The organism is Mesorhizobium sp. M0698 (assembly GCF_040320455.1).
Lineage (GTDB): Bacteria > Pseudomonadota > Alphaproteobacteria > Rhizobiales > Rhizobiaceae > Mesorhizobium.
Genome location: NZ_JAMYPQ010000047.1, coordinates 1 through 14,297, shown reverse-complemented (window position 1 = coordinate 14,297; position 14,297 = coordinate 1). Strand labels below are relative to the sequence as shown.

Sequence of the window (14,297 nt, the reverse complement as noted above, 5' to 3'; positions counted from 1 at the left end):
ACCACGAGATCGACTGGCTCACGTGAAAGAACATAGTCAAACTGCTTGCTATCGTGGACTGCGGTTACCTTCAGGGCATGCATCGTGAGATACTCGGCGATGAGGCGCCGCATTGCGGCATCATCGTCAATGACAAGAACATGTTTCAACGGCGCACCTTCAATCTTGAATCCCCTTGTCTAAACCTGTTGCCGAGCAACCCTGGGGCACCGACCCAGAACAGCTGCTCCTTGATACCACTCGCCGTTGCGTGCGGCCAATGTGAGGCCGTGCTCGTCCTGTTCTTTTCATCCCCAGCGAATTGACCGCACCAAGGCAGCCCGTGGCCACCAGACAGGTCCAAGCGCCGACATGACCCTGCCGTGTGGTCCTTCGCTTTTTCGCTTCGAGCTCCCCCGTTGGTGCAGGCCTGCCAATATCACTCAAGTTCGACCTCATGGATGCCAAGTTTCCTGCTATGCCGTTGCATCCTGGTCATCCTGGAGTTTGCGGACCTGGATCATCTCGATATCCTCCGGCTCGTGGATCCAGCTCGGACATGGTTGAGCAGCGCGGCGTTTGGCTTGATCGGAGAGGCGGTCGGCGGAAGAAGACCGTGATTCGCTGCAGCGGCCTTGTGCAAAATAGTGTGTCTCCTGCCAAGCCGGCTTCGTCCAAGGTGGCCGGCGGCCTCAAATGCTGTTCGGCGACCGGCAGGTCGCCGGTTGCGGTGAACGTCCGGGCTAACATTTCTCAGTTACTGCAACTCCTCCATCTTGAGCGTGTCACTATGCTTGTCCATTGCGCCGTCGGACTCCGTCAATGACGTGCGGTTATCTGCCGATGGGACTGTGCATGATCCACCCTTTGGCGGCGGCGGCCGAACAGCTGAACGAGGCTCGCACCAGGATGGGCTGCGCCGCCACGTCTTCCCAGTTGACCCTCGCCGCCGCGGATTTGCGCCTTCGAGCCAGCTTCACGGACGAGCTCGCGTCTCAAGCAATGATCTGAGTGTGCAGGGCCGCGCATGGCTGCTCTTTAAGGACCGGCAGCATACCGGCAAAGTTGGGCCGCTTTATCGCCTTAGTCGATTCCCCACGGTGATCCCGAGCCTGAACAAGCCCGCCAAGCTCCCCATTTTGTCCTTGGCTTGGCGCTGACAGAAGTACCATCCATGACGCCAAAGTCGCGGCCCACACTCCAGGAGCAACGGACGGCCGGGACGAGCAATCCTGTACAGGAGTCATTGTACCAAGATGCTCCGGATGTCGCTGGCTGATCGGGCCCGCGCCACCCACGCATGCGCAAGATGCTCACCCACGCTGATACGAACACGGTCTTTGCTTCAATTGAAACCGAAAAGCTGAACTTGAACATCACACAGTAACAAACCTCCCCGATAAGCGCGTGCCGGACAGGGCCAGAACCCGTCCGGCGGCTTGGAAAGGTAGGTGATAGGGAATGTTTATTGCAGCTTGGCCGCTGGCCATCGTCCTGATGACATCCATGTCACTCCCAGCCGAGCCCGCGCCACTTTCTCCGCGTGAGTTCCGCAGCCTGTCGCGCAAATGCGCCCCCTGGGTTGCGCCGTCCACCCTCGCCGCGATTGCCAAGATTGAAAGTGGCTTTGAAACGCTGGTGGCTCATGACAACACCACAGGTGAGCAGCTTCGCTGGATAGACCACCTGGAAGCCACGCGGGGCATCAAGGAACGCCTCGAAGCACAACATTCTGTCGATGTTGGATTGATGCAGATAAACAGCAAGAACTTTGCCATGCTCAATCTCACGCCGGAAAGGGCTTTCGAGCCCTGCGCCTCGCTTTCGGCTGCCGCCCACTTGCTTGAAAGCCGGTATGCCGGCGGCACCACTGCTGTGGCACAGCAACTGGCGCTTCGCCGTGCCATCTCGGCCTATAACACGGGCGACGTCACGCATGGCTTCGCCAACGGTTATGTACGCAAGGTCGAGTCGGCCGCAAAGGACATCTCAAGTCTCCTTGAGAGAACGCTGGAGCCGACTGCTCGAGATGTGCCGCACCTTGAGGCACCCGGTCGGAAAGCCGTGCCGCCTCTGCTCCAGCAGAGCCAACAGGCCAATAGAAAGAAGCAGCCCAACCAAGATTCTTGGGACATCTGGGGCTCGTATCAGCCAGACCGCTCCGGGGCCGATCCCTCCGATCCGACAGGTAGCCAGGCTGCGAAAGCACGGGAACCCTCGAACCCGAACAAACTCGTATTCGATTGAAACATGGAGATGCAATGATGACGCCACTCAAGATACTTCGTGCGCTTAAAACGCGTGTTCCTTCGCCTTTTTCCATGCTGCGCATAGCGGCTGAATATGTACCGGCCGCTGCTGCAGGCGCGGCGTGGACGGTCTTCTACAGCGGGCCAGCCGCGGCTCAGGTGACCGGAGGGACGGATCCTGCCAAGATGGTCCAGAATATCTGCACGTTCATACTTGGCCCCTTTGGACAATCACTGGCCGTGCTCGGGCTCGTAGCCATCGGTATCTCTTGGATGTTCGGTCGTGCTTCACTTGGCCTGGTTGCGGGTGTCGTTGGAGGGATCGTCATCATGTTCGGGGCCAGCTTCCTGGGCAAGGCGCTCATAGGCGGTGGCTGATGAGCGACCGGTTGGAAGTGAGCACCCTCTATGTGGCGGCGACGCGCCCCGCACTGTTTCTGGGGGTGCCGCTGACGCTGGCCGGATTGCTCATGATGTTGGCTGGGCTTGTTATCATTATCCTTCAGAACCCGCTTTACGAAATCGTTCTCGCGCCACTCTGGTTCGGAGCACGGCTGGTTGTTGAGCGTGACTATAACGCGGCAAGCGTCGTGCTGCTCTATTTGCAGACGGCCGGCAGAAGCGTGGACGGGCCGGTCTGGGGAGGCGCAAGCGTCAGCGCCAATCCGATCAGAGTGCCGAAACGCGGAAGAGGAATGGTGTAATGTTCGGCGCCAGCGGCCGGACCGAGAGGTCTGGCGAGATCTACCTTCCGTATGTTGGTCACGTAAGCGATCAGGTTGTCATTCTGGAAGACGGATCGATCATGGCCATGGCACATGTGAACGGTCTGCCCTTTGATTTGGAAGACACTGAGATGCGCAACTCGCGCTGCCGCGCGTTCAACACTCTCTTGCGCAACATCGCCGACGACAATGTCTCGATATACGCTCATCTTGTGAGACACAACGATGTGCCGGCGCCGGCGCCGCGCCAGTTTCAAAGTGCATTCGCTGGCAGTCTGAGCGAGGCCTACGAGCGTCGTGTGCTGTCGGGAAAGCTCTTTCGCAACGATCACTTCCTCACTTTGATCGTGTCCCCCCGCACCGCAATCGGCAAGATCGGCTTGCGGATTGCCAAGTCCCGCAGACGGAATGAGCACGATCTAGCCACCCAAATGCGGAGCCTGGAAGACCTCTGGCACATCATTGCTGGCGCACTCGGCGGTTACGGTCTGCGCCGGTTGGGCATTCGAGAGAAAGGCAACGTGCTCTTCACGGAAATCGGCGAGGCGCTTCGGCTCATGATGACTTGCCGGTTTCTTCCGGTTCCGATGGTTACCGGCTCACTTGGCGCCTCGATCTACACTGACCAGGTCATCTGCGGGAAGCGGGCGCTTGAGATTCGAAGGCCCGGGGATAGCTCCGTCGGATCATTGTTTTCGTTCCGTGAATATCCGGCGACGACGCGGCCGGGCATGCTAAATTCCTTGCTGTCCGCCAACTTCCCGCTTGTCCTGAGCCAGAGCTTTTCCTTCCTCACTCGCCCACAAGCTCATGCCAAACTAAGCCTTAAGTCCAGCCAGATGACGAGTGCCGGCGACAAGGCCCTCACCCAGATCAATGAACTTGCCGAGGCAGAGGACGCACTGGCAAGCAACGAATTCGTGATGGGTTCGCATCATCTGAGCCTGTGCGTCTATGCCGACAGCCTCAATACCCTTGCAGATCGCGCAGCAAGTGCCCGCGCACGGCTGGCCGACGCGGGCGCCGTTATCGTCCAAGAGGGCATCGGCATGGAGGCCGCATATTGGTCCCAACTTCCGGGGAACAACAGGTGGCGCACGCGCCCGGGGGCGATCACCTCACACAATTTTGCCGGGCTCGTCTCATTTGAGAACTTCCCAAGCGGTTCCAGTTCCGGCCACTGGGGCAATGCTGTTGCGCGCTTTCGCACAAACGGTGGAACTTCTTTCGACTACATCCCCCATGAGAATGACGTCGGCATGACGGCAATATTCGGGCCCGTTGGCAAAGGCAAGACGACGCTGATGACCTTTGTCCTCGCGATGCTTGAGCAAAGCCTGGTCGATCGCAATGGTGCGATCGTCTTCTTCGACAAGGATCGGGGTGGTGAACTGCTGGTGCGAGCCACGGGAGGGACATATCTTGCGTTGCGCAGAGGCGCTCCGAGCGGCTTGGCCCCTCTGCGTGGACTGGACAACACCTCCGCCTCGCGAGACTTTCTACGCGAGTGGTTGATGGCCCTGATCGAGAGTGACGGCCGTGGTCCGATCTCGCCGGAGGAAAGCCGTCGGCTGGAACGCGGCATTGTTCGTCAGCTTTCGTTCGAACCCCCTATGCGCTCACTTGCGGGCCTGCGCGAATTCCTATTGCACAGCCCCTCCGAGGGCGCAGGAGCACGGCTGCAGCGGTGGTGTAGAGGGGGGGCGCTTGGATGGGCTTTTGACGGCGACGTGGACGAAGTAAGGCTGGATGCCTCCATTACGGGCTTCGACATGACGCAGCTCCTGGAATATGAGGAGGTCTGTGCACCGGCCGCCGCATACCTTCTGCATCGAGTGGGCGCTATCGTCGATGGTCGTCGGTTCGTCATGAGCTGCGACGAATTTCGATTCTATCTACTAAACCCCCAATTCTCGGCCGTTATCGACAAGTTCTTGCTCACGGTCCGCAAAAACAACGGCATGTTGATACTCGCAACGCAGCAGCCTGAACACGTTCTGGAATCGCCTCTCGGAGCTAGTCTCGTTGCGCAATGTATGACGAAAATTTTCTACCCATCACCGACGGCGGACCGCTCTGCGTATGTCGATGGCTTGAAGTGCACTGCGCAGGAGTTCGAGGCAATCCGCCAGGGAATGGCAATCGGCAGCCGCAAGTTTTTGCTCAAGCGCGATAGCGGGAGTATTGTTTGCGAATTCGATCTTGGGCAGATGCGCGAGTACGTAGCCGTACTCTCGGGGCGGGCCAACACAGTGCGCTTTGCCGACCAGCTTCGTAACCAGCACGGAGACGCCCCAAGTGGGTGGCTCGACAAGTTCATGGCCCGGTACCACGAAGTTCAAGACTGACGGAGGAATATTCATGAAATTTGCCAAACTTGCAGTAACGACCCTTGCTGCTTCCCTTCTGCTTCACGGACAGGCCCGTTCGCAATTTATCGTCAGCGACCCTGTAACAGAAACACAAGCGACCTTAACAGCCCTTTCCAATGCGGCGATCCTTGAGAGGTCAATCGAGACGCTCGCTACCACGATTGAAATGGTGACAATTCTAACGTCGTCATTCGCTGTCACGGGACTGCTAAGCTCACTGAACCAAGGAAATCACTACCCGTCGAGCAATAAGCTGGAGGAGCAGATGTTTGATGCTCGGGCGCCAGCTTCGATTATGGCCCGTAACATTGCGAAGGACCCAAATCGGATAGTCAACGGCACCGATTCAGAAGCGAAACTGTTACAGGGACAAATCGCCGGGGCCGCCAATGCCGCAGCTATTGCAGCCGACACTTTGGGCATGATGGACAAGCGCCTTAAGGATAACGCCGGCACGCTTGGTCAGCTTTCCCGCTCGGGAAATATTATGCAGGCCACCGTGACCAACGGTCTGGTCCTCAAGCAGATTCACGATGCGATGATCCAAAATGTCCAGGCCACGAGTCTGCTGACAATGGCCACTGCACAAGGGAGCCTTCACGCCGTGGAGGAGGCCGCCACGCAGCGTCGCGAACATCAGGACACCGCTAATATGTTTAGCATCCTCCCGTAAACCACACAGAGTTCATCCTGCTAAGCTGCGCTGATCAGGGACACATCAGGCTCACGCCATGAATTTCAAAATTCCCGCGCCATTCACGACTATACACACGATCTTTCATGGGGCCTTCACGTCCGGGCTGCACAAAGTGCTTGAAAACATCCAAGAGGCGGTCAGTGCGCCTCTGGTTGCGTGTGTCACGCTCTGGATAATAATCCAAGGCTGTCTGGTCATGCGTGGTCAAGTCGATGCGCGCGGGGGTATCTCGCGCGTAATCATGGTGTCGATTGTCGTTGCCCTTATCTTAGGGCAGGCCAACTATCAGCAGTACATTGAAGCGCTCTTCGACGACACGATTCCGAGGTTGGCTCACGACATCAGTGGCAGCGACTTGCCCTTCATCGGAATCCCCCAGAAGCTCGATCTCATGTTTGCTTCAAGCCAGTATGTCTTTCAGCTGATTGCTTCCGAAATTGGGCCTATGAACGGCCAGGACATACTTGCTTTCGAGGGAGCGCAATGGATTTTCTACGGCGCGCTGTGGACAGCGTTCGAGATCTACGATGCCGTTGGAATTCTGACGAAGGTGCTCTTGACGATCGGCCCCCTGGTCCTTGTAGGCTACCTTTTTGATCACACTCGAGACATAGCCACCAGATGGATCGGCCAACTGCTCTCGTACGGGCTGCTGCTTCTCCTCCTCAACATCGTTGCAACGATAGTAATCGCTGCCGAAGCAGTCTCGCTGGCAGCCATGCTTTTGATGATCAAATTCTCGGGCACGACAGCAGCCAAGATCATCGGGCTTTACGAGCTCGACATGCTTTTCCTAGCTGGTGACGCTCTGATCGTCGCGCTTCCGACGATCGCCAGCAGCATCGCCGGCGGCTCTTGGGGAGGTGCGAACCGACCTCTTAACAGCCTCAATCGCCACTTTGCCAAAACGGCGGGTGGTTAATCAATCGACAAGCTCGGTGCCAAAAACATGAAATATTGCCTACTTCTGTCAATCCTCGCTTTGGCCGCCTGCAAGACGAGCCATGGGCTTGCGACATGCGCGGGTGCCCCATTCCAACTGAACGTGGGACAATGGGAAACCACCCCTGAGGATCTTCAGGTCGAATGCGCGGAAGAGCCAAAGTGAAAGTTCCTGAACATGCCCTTCTGGTGGAGAGAGAAACGCTAGCCGCCCACTATAAGAAGGTGGAAGCGTTTCAAACTTCACGAGCGAAGTCTGCGCGGCGCCTGTCAAAGGCCCTGATAGCCTTTGCCGCAGCGGCGGTCCTAGGAAATGTTGCCCAGGCATTTACCATTGCTGCCATGGTCCCGTTGGCCAAGCTCGTACCTGTGTTCCTCTGGGTCCGGCCGGATGGGACCGTCGACAGCGAAGTGTCAGTCTCTCGACTGCCGGCAACCCAAGACCGAGCCGTCATAAATGCTTCGCTGTGGGAATATGTACGCCTGCGCGAGGGGTACACAGCAGATACAGCCCAATACGCCTATGACCTCGTATCCAGTTTCAGCGCGCCGGCTGTGCGACAGCAATATCAAGATTTCTTCAACTATCCGAATCCCACCTCGCCGCAAGTCACGGTCGGCAAACGCGGCAAGCTCGAGGTCGGGCATATTTCTTCAAACGACATCAGTCCGGACGTTCAACAGATCCGTTACAAACGTACGCTTGTTGTCGATGGGCAGATGCCGATAGTGACCACCTGGACAGCTACCATCCGCTACGAGCGCTTGACGGGTCTGCCTGGGCAATCGAGGCTCACCAATCCGGGAGGTCTACTCGTCACTTCCTATCAAAGCTCGGAAGATAGCGTATCGAACCTGGGCTATGTGCAGCCATGACAAAAAGAGCGTTTCTCGCGCTGGTCTGTTCACTCTTCTTAACGATGGAAGCGTCCGCGGAAGACACACCACTTGCCGGCAAGCATGATGCGCGCATGCGCTACCTGGCTTACCGTCCTGACGAAGTGGTGCGCCTGTCTACCGCAGTGGGGGCAACGCTGGTTGTCACATTCGCGGCCAACGAGACAGTCGCAGCCGTGGCCGTTTCCAATAGCAAAGACCTGGCTGCGCTCCCGCGCGCCAACTATCTCTTTTTTAAGGCTAGCCGGATGCTCCCGCCGCAGCCGGTCATCGTGCTGGCCGAGAGTGAGTCCGGTACACGGAGATACGTCTTCAGTATTTCAACGAGAGCGATGCCAAAACTCGATGAGCAGCAACCTGACCTATACTACAGTGTGCAGTTCACCTATCCTGCTGATGAGGCTGCTGCTCAGAGAAAGGACGCAGAAAGGCGCTCGATTCTTGGTCAGGCCCGGGCGAAAGTGCTGCGCGACGAGAGAGTTCAGGATTTGTTGAATCGGCCCGCCGCAACTACCAGTCCGGACGAAAGCAATTTTCACTACGTCGCAAAGGGCGATCGATCGCTGGCGCCGCTGGAAGTTTTCGATAATGGCTTTACCACCGTATTTGGCTTCGCAAGCAATTCCCGCATACCCTCCCTCTACATTATCAATCCCGACGGCAAGGAAGCCGCTGCCAATTACACGGTCAAAGGAGACTATGTTGAAGTATCCGCAGTCGCCCGGGAATGGCGTCTGAGAGATGGCAATACGGTCTTGTCCATTTTCAACAGGGCTTATGACCCTGTGGGACGAGCGCCAGGGACCGGTACAGTGACACCCGACGTGTGGCGCGTTTTGAAAGGCCCGGCCGATGAATGAAACCGGCCCACAGTCGGGACATGATGTCCATGCCTCAGGATCGATGGTCTCGGAGCCGGCCCGCCGGCATGTTTCGGGATTGCAGAAGTTGGCCGTCGCTGCTCTTGTTCTCATCTCATCTCTATCGCTCATCTGGCTCGGCGGTCGTCCCAGCACACAAGACGAGCCAACTCAGCCAAAACCTCCAATTGTCGCCGACGCCGAGCCATTCCGCCCCGTGCCGATTGAGATTGCTCCCGAAGCTCCAGCACCCGTACAGGCGGCGCAGGCAGGAGATCCTGCGCCATCCACGCCGCCTCCGGCGCCAGCTGATCCGCCGCCGGAGGAAACACCAATTTTCGCCTACAGTGGCAGCGGTCAAATGCCCAACGACGGTCAGCGGAGCGAAGACAACCATAGGGATGCTCCCGCGACCTCGCATGAGATTTCAGACGCTGGCGATCTGACGGGGCGATTGAAGCCAGATATACAGGAGCCAAGCCGGGCCACACTTTTGCCGCACCCTGATCTCGTGATTACCCAAGGAACGATAATTCCCTGCATTTTGCAAACGGCAGTCGACACAAATTTACCGGGTTATGTGAAGTGCGTCTTACCTAAAGACGTCCGCGGCGCCACCAACAACGTGGTGCTTTTGGATCGCGGGACGACCGTGATTGGCGAGATCCAGCGTGGTCTCCAACAGGGGGATGCGCGTGTCTTCGTGCTGTGGACGCGCATCGAAACGCCTGACCATGCCCTCGTTTCGCTAGCGTCGCCGGGCGCTGACGAGCTCGGCCGCTCCGGAATGCCTGGCACGGTGGATAATCACTTCTGGCAGCGCTTTGGCGGAGCAATGCTCATGAGCGTCATTCAAGGCGCGTTTCAGGCCGCCGGTCAATACGCTGGCAGCTCAGGTGGAGGAAGCGGCATCAACAGCTTCCAGAGCAACGCCGGACAAGCCGTTGACACGACCCTTAGAGCAACGATCAACGTTCCGCCAACTCTGAAGAAAAACCAGGGAGATGCTGTATCGATCTTTGTGGCTCGGGACCTCGATTTCTCAGATGTATACGATCTTAGACCGATCGCCGTGGCGCCAGCCCCCCAACATCGCCAACGCCGGAGAGACAACAATGCGACCGGAGGCTGACCCTCAATTGCGTTTGCTTCTCAACCCTGTTTTGAAATGGCTTGAGGAGCCAAGGACCGAAGAGGTCGCTATCAACCGGCCTGGGGAAGCCTTTGTCCGACAGGCCGGCGTTTTCACGAAACATCCGCTACCGCTATCTTATGACGATCTGGAGGACATCGCGATCCTCGCTGGAGCGCTGCGCAAGCAAGATGTCGGACCGCAAAGCCCCCTCTGTGCGACTGAGCTGCCGAACGGAGAGCGGCTGCAGATCTGTTTGCCGCCCGCTGTTCCCTCAGGAACAATAAGCCTGACGATACGGCGTCCCTCAAGTCGTGTGACCGAACTCAAGGAAGTTTCTTCTCGCTACGAATACTCGCGTTGGAATCAATGGCGGTCACGAAAGGAGCGCCAAGAGCGGCAGGACGAAACGATTCTTCAGCACTACGACCATGGTGACTTGGAGCAATTTTTGCGAGCATGCGTTTGCGGGCGGCTCACGATGCTGCTTTGCGGACCTACTGGAAGCGGCAAAACGACAATGAGCAAGACTTTGATCAACGCTATACCCCCGCAAGAGAGGCTGATAAGTATCGAGGACACGCTCGAACTTGCAATCCCGCACGAGAACCATGTCCGGTTACTCTATCCGAAGGACCGAGCAAGCGTAGGTGCGGTGACAGCCGAGCAACTGTTGCAAGCCAGCTTGCGCATGCGCCCTGATCGAATATTGCTTGGCGAGATGCGCGATGATGCTGCTTGGGCCTACCTTAGCGAAGTCGTCTCCGGCCATGCGGGATCAATATCAACGATTCATGGGGCGGATCCGGTCCAAGGCTTTAAAAAGCTCTTTTCACTCGTCAAGAGCAGCCCGCAAGGAGCTGCTGTGGAAGACCACACGCTTCTTGACCTGCTGTCGGCTGCCATTGACGTCATTGTGCCGTTCAGTACCCACGGCGACGTGTATGAGGTGGGGGAGGTGTGGCTCGCCGCCGATGCCCGGCGACGCGGAGAGACAGTAGCCGACCTTCTTAACAAGCACTAAGGCTAGAGCACGTCGGGGATCGGTAAGTCGTTTGTGATACGATGGCGTAATTTGTTCAGATTGAACGTCCACTTTGATTTGAGGGAGGTGGATAATGGGAGGAGGACTGGGCGTAGACCTTCGGTCACAAGTCTGAAGTCTTCGGGCGCCCTTTCGGCGCGGCAAGTTGCGGCACGATTCGACTGGGTGTATCGAGCGCGTCCGCTGAATTGCGCGGGCGACGCTCACCGAGCTGGTGCCGATGCCTGCTTCAAAAGCGGCATCCACACCCGGCAGGTCGTACCCTTGATTTACCTAGCCGCGCTCAATGAGTGTCTTCAAAGCCGCCGAACGTGGTTCGGAATGACCGGTGGTAAATCGGGAAGTGCCATATAGGGAATCCTCCTGGTATTGCCTCCAGGGGGTCCTCTCAATGAACAAAGCCGCAACCTGCCTTGCGACCTCAGCTGGAGTTTGCGACGCAACCCATAGGAGGATCGATGCGCAGAGAAATCGCAGGCAGAGTCGGTGGCATTGTGGGCTGGCCGACCGACGGTTTCAGCCCGTCAACAGGTCTTCACGTGTTCCATCCCCGACTATTGCAGGCGTGCGGCTTGCATGCTCCCGCGATCACCCATCGGAAAGAGCGTTACGAACACTACGAAGAGTTGCGCGACTTCCGCTGTCGCCCCGGTCTTACAGCGGACGGTGACCTGTCCGACCTTGATAGGACGTGAAATGCGAACGCTGCTCATTGATCATCATGTGGATCTTACGCGCGCTGTGCGAGTTGCGCTCGGGGATAGCGGTTTTGCCGTTGATGTAGTTGGCAACCTGGAACAGGCGTCGAGGGCATTTTGTTGCGCAACCTATGAAATTCTCCTGCTGGAGTTGGCTCTGCCAGATGGCGATGGCTTGGGCTGGCTGAGACAGCTAAGGAGCGACGGGCATTCAGTTCCAACCCTCATTATGAGTAGCATCAACGATCTCGAGAAGCGAATTGCAATTTTCAACGGTGGCGCGGACGACTTTCTGCTCAAGCCCGTCTCTTTCGATGAGCTCATCGCCAGAATGAGAGCCATTCTGCGCCGGTCGACACAGGTGACCGACCCCATCGTTGTATTTGGCAATCTCAATTTCGATCCGATCGGCCGACAGGTTTCCGTCTCGGGTCATCCTCTGAAGATCGCACGCCGCGAACTATGTATTTTAGAGCATCTGCTTATCCGTGCAGGCCGCATCGTGCCTCGTGCGCAGTTGGAAGATCACCTCTATTCGTTCAACGACGAGGTATCTGCCAACGCGCTTGAAGTCGGAATCTATCGCTTACGTGGACACCTGAGTAGGTCAGGTGCAACGCCACGGATCACGACCGTGCGCGGCATTGGTTACCTTCTTGAATTGACTGAGGCGGCATCCGCATAGTTGGTCTAAATTGAAAGAACAGACTGCCTGCCCGTCGTCATGTTGAGCTTGTGGCCATAATGGACATCGCGGCCGCCCTTGACGATGGTGTCGGCATGCGGTTCGAACGGCTCTGTCGCAAACCTTTTGGTAAGCGGAGCATGGCAAGAAAAACGCCTCAGCTGTGGAGGAGCACGTGATGTTCAACGGCCGCCATTTCGACCAGTCGGTGATCCTGCTGTGCGTGCGCTGGTACCTGGCCTACACTCTGAGCCTGCGCGATCTGGAAGAGATGATGGCCGAATGCGGCTTGAAGGTCGCCCATTCCACCGTGCATCGCTGGGTCGCCCACTTCTCGCCGTAGCTGCTGGAGCGCTTCAACCGGCGCAAGCGTGTGGTCGGCAGCAAGTGGCATATGGACGAGACGTACATCAAGGTCTGCGGCCATGGATGTATCTCTACCGCGCCATCGACAGCCTCGGCGACACGGTCGAGTTGTTCTTCAGCGAAAACCGTGACCTGGTGGCGGCCCAACGCTTCCTCCACAAGGCGCTGACGCGCCATGGCCGGCCGGAGCGCATCGTCACCGACGGCAGCCAGACCAATTACGAAGCGATCCTTTCCTGCGACGCTGAAAGCCGGCTGCGGCAGCGATCGCGGCGACCGCTGAAGCCGATCCGCATCCGCAATAGCCGGTATCTCAACAATCGGATCGAACAGGATCACCGGCGTATCAAGCGCCGCATTCCATCCATGCTCGGCTTCAAGTCGCAGGCGAGCGCCGTGGTTATCCTCTCCGGCATCGAGATGATCCACATGATGGGCAAGCGACAGGCGAGGTATGCCTACAAGTCTGTCGATCGCTGTTTCGATATCCTCGCTGCCTGACGGACAGGCCGAAATGGCCGTTCACACCCCCATTTCCAGGTTTGCGACAGAGCCTTTTGTCGGCGTTGCCGGCTTCGAAGGGCCGGTGCGCGCCGAGCGCATCAAGATCACCCCCGGCCACCTTGCTGCGGCCACTCGCCGAGTACGAAGCGGTGGTCGGAGGGAGCTGGTGATGACGACGCTAGATCATGACCTGCTGATCGCAATCCTGGATCGGCTGAAGTTGGGCAAGGCCACCCACGCCTGCTCCGAGGCCCTCCAGGGCAATGGTCTGAGACCTGGGCTCAAGCCCTTCGGCGAGGAGAATGAGACGCCGCTGGAGCTCGGGTGCAAGCGCTGCCACGCCCGCTCCGAGGCCCCACAAGGCCGAAGCGCAGTCGTCGGGGTCACGAGGCCCCTCTGCCACGACGACGAGACGCTGCTGGAGCCCGGTTGCAAGGGCTCCACAGATGGCCTGAACCTGGATCCGCCTTTCTTGAGGCGTTGCGACTATCATCGCGGCGACACGCAGCTCTTGATTTGTGTGCGACATCCTCAGCAGATCCATCGGGCTGAGCCGCTCAGCAATATCAACGAGAATGTCCAGCGGCAGATCAAGGATACTCAGAGGAGGAAACCCTTGATCTTGAGGCTCAGAGCGCGTCTGCTCCACTATAGAACAGGATGATTCACCGGGTCCTTCAACGCCAGCCGCCGGTCCGATGAGAGAATTGTCCCTGATATCACGCTCGATGGGGTTAAATGCCGAGATGGGCGCCTTGCCACGCTCCTCAATGCCCCTCATGATTCACCGCCTATAGCTACCAACTGAATGAATCATCGTGATTGTCGCGCAGCGGAATCCTCAAGGATCGGGCAGTTCGTAGGGGGCGCCGGTTTGACCAGGTTGAGCCCGCGAATTGCTCGATCGGACAAGATCCTAATTCTCGACCATGCGGTGAGGCTCGAAGGAGATCCTCGGGACGCACTCCAAGTTGTCGATCATGTTCGGCACACAAGGAAAGGGCGGCATTGCTGCCGCCCTTTCCGCTGTAGGTTGATAGGGGCTGGATTAGAAATCCATACCGCCCATGCCGCCCATGCCGCCGCCGCCCATGCCGCCAGGCATGCCGCCGCCAGCCGACTCCTTCTTCGGAGCCTCCGCGATCA

Annotated in this window: 13 protein-coding genes and 2 pseudogenes; 14 read left to right on the top strand and 1 reads right to left on the bottom strand. The window is 57.9% G+C overall.

The window, feature by feature from the left end; genetic code table 11:
- A pseudogene (locus tag NKI16_RS32995) lies at nt 1-149 on the bottom strand (DNA-binding response regulator); the annotation flags it as partial.
- A gap of 1,291 nt (nt 150-1,440) precedes the next feature.
- Between NKI16_RS32995 and NKI16_RS32990 the strand changes: the two are divergent.
- The 14 genes and pseudogenes from NKI16_RS32990 (at nt 1,441) to NKI16_RS34200 (ending at nt 13,815) form a co-directional block, all read left to right on the top strand.
- Nucleotides 1,441-2,226 (top strand): type IV secretion system lytic transglycosylase VirB1, encoded by a 786-nt coding sequence (locus NKI16_RS32990; protein ID WP_023673708.1) that lies wholly within the window; start codon nt 1,441-1,443, stop codon nt 2,224-2,226.
- A 74-nt stretch (nt 2,227-2,300) separates the two neighbouring features.
- Nucleotides 2,301-2,606 carry a pilin major subunit VirB2 gene (gene virB2 / locus NKI16_RS32985; protein WP_245274807.1) on the top strand — a complete coding sequence of 102 codons (306 nt, stop codon included), beginning with the start codon at nt 2,301-2,303 and terminating at the stop codon, nt 2,604-2,606.
- Nucleotides 2,606-2,932 carry a type IV secretion system protein VirB3 gene (locus NKI16_RS32980; RefSeq protein WP_023679584.1) on the top strand — a complete coding sequence of 109 codons (327 nt, stop codon included), beginning with the start codon at nt 2,606-2,608 and terminating at the stop codon, nt 2,930-2,932. The genes virB2 and NKI16_RS32980 overlap by 1 nt, the downstream gene beginning before the upstream one ends.
- Complete coding sequence (gene virB4, locus NKI16_RS32975; protein WP_023679585.1) at nt 2,932-5,301, top strand: type IV secretion/conjugal transfer ATPase VirB4; 2,370 nt, start codon at nt 2,932-2,934, stop codon at nt 5,299-5,301. Before NKI16_RS32980 ends, virB4 begins: the two co-directional genes overlap by 1 nt.
- A gap of 13 nt (nt 5,302-5,314) precedes the next feature.
- Nucleotides 5,315-5,998, top strand: coding sequence for a TrbJ/VirB5 family protein (locus tag NKI16_RS32970; RefSeq protein WP_023673704.1), 684 nt, complete (start codon nt 5,315-5,317; stop codon nt 5,996-5,998).
- Nucleotides 5,999-6,056: 58 nt separating this feature from the next.
- Complete coding sequence (locus NKI16_RS32965; protein ID WP_023679586.1) at nt 6,057-6,944, top strand: type IV secretion system protein; 888 nt, start codon at nt 6,057-6,059, stop codon at nt 6,942-6,944.
- Nucleotides 6,945-6,971: 27 nt separating this feature from the next.
- On the top strand, nt 6,972-7,130 hold the full coding sequence (locus NKI16_RS32960; RefSeq protein ID WP_081731114.1) for a type IV secretion system lipoprotein VirB7: 159 nt from the start codon (nt 6,972-6,974) through the stop codon (nt 7,128-7,130).
- On the top strand, nt 7,127-7,840 hold the full coding sequence (locus NKI16_RS32955) for a type IV secretion system protein VirB8 (protein WP_023679587.1): 714 nt from the start codon (nt 7,127-7,129) through the stop codon (nt 7,838-7,840). The genes NKI16_RS32960 and NKI16_RS32955 overlap by 4 nt, the downstream gene beginning before the upstream one ends.
- Complete coding sequence (locus NKI16_RS32950; RefSeq protein WP_023679588.1) at nt 7,837-8,721, top strand: TrbG/VirB9 family P-type conjugative transfer protein; 885 nt, start codon at nt 7,837-7,839, stop codon at nt 8,719-8,721. Before NKI16_RS32955 ends, NKI16_RS32950 begins: the two co-directional genes overlap by 4 nt.
- On the top strand, nt 8,714-9,853 hold the full coding sequence (gene virB10, locus NKI16_RS32945) for a type IV secretion system protein VirB10 (protein ID WP_023679589.1): 1,140 nt from the start codon (nt 8,714-8,716) through the stop codon (nt 9,851-9,853). Before NKI16_RS32950 ends, virB10 begins: the two co-directional genes overlap by 8 nt.
- Nucleotides 9,837-10,877 (top strand): P-type DNA transfer ATPase VirB11, encoded by a 1,041-nt coding sequence (virB11, locus tag NKI16_RS32940; RefSeq protein WP_023673699.1) that lies wholly within the window; start codon nt 9,837-9,839, stop codon nt 10,875-10,877. Before virB10 ends, virB11 begins: the two co-directional genes overlap by 17 nt.
- Nucleotides 10,878-11,594: 717 nt before the next feature.
- On the top strand, nt 11,595-12,281 hold the full coding sequence (locus NKI16_RS32935; protein WP_352722050.1) for a response regulator: 687 nt from the start codon (nt 11,595-11,597) through the stop codon (nt 12,279-12,281).
- A 178-nt stretch (nt 12,282-12,459) separates the two neighbouring features.
- Nucleotides 12,460-13,148: pseudogene (locus tag NKI16_RS32930) on the top strand (IS6 family transposase).
- Between the two features lie 13 nt (nt 13,149-13,161).
- Nucleotides 13,162-13,815: a hypothetical protein gene (locus NKI16_RS34200; RefSeq protein WP_502894663.1), complete on the top strand. Its 654-nt coding sequence runs from the start codon at nt 13,162-13,164 to the stop codon at nt 13,813-13,815.
- The last annotated feature ends 482 nt before the right edge of the window (nt 13,816-14,297 follow it).

Coding starts and splice junctions, on each gene's coding strand:
- NKI16_RS32990 (WP_023673708.1), top strand. CDS start 1,441: ATGTTTATTGCAGCTTGGCCGCTGGCCATCGTCCTGATGACATCCATG.
- virB2 (WP_245274807.1), top strand. CDS start 2,301: ATGCTGCGCATAGCGGCTGAATATGTACCGGCCGCTGCTGCAGGCGCG.
- NKI16_RS32980 (WP_023679584.1), top strand. CDS start 2,606: ATGAGCGACCGGTTGGAAGTGAGCACCCTCTATGTGGCGGCGACGCGC.
- virB4 (WP_023679585.1), top strand. CDS start 2,932: ATGTTCGGCGCCAGCGGCCGGACCGAGAGGTCTGGCGAGATCTACCTT.
- NKI16_RS32970 (WP_023673704.1), top strand. CDS start 5,315: ATGAAATTTGCCAAACTTGCAGTAACGACCCTTGCTGCTTCCCTTCTG.
- NKI16_RS32965 (WP_023679586.1), top strand. CDS start 6,057: ATGAATTTCAAAATTCCCGCGCCATTCACGACTATACACACGATCTTT.
- NKI16_RS32960 (WP_081731114.1), top strand. CDS start 6,972: ATGAAATATTGCCTACTTCTGTCAATCCTCGCTTTGGCCGCCTGCAAG.
- NKI16_RS32950 (WP_023679588.1), top strand. CDS start 7,837: ATGACAAAAAGAGCGTTTCTCGCGCTGGTCTGTTCACTCTTCTTAACG.
- virB10 (WP_023679589.1), top strand. CDS start 8,714: ATGAATGAAACCGGCCCACAGTCGGGACATGATGTCCATGCCTCAGGA.
- virB11 (WP_023673699.1), top strand. CDS start 9,837: ATGCGACCGGAGGCTGACCCTCAATTGCGTTTGCTTCTCAACCCTGTT.
- NKI16_RS32935 (WP_352722050.1), top strand. CDS start 11,595: ATGCGAACGCTGCTCATTGATCATCATGTGGATCTTACGCGCGCTGTG.
- NKI16_RS34200 (WP_502894663.1), top strand. CDS start 13,162: ATGGCCGTTCACACCCCCATTTCCAGGTTTGCGACAGAGCCTTTTGTC.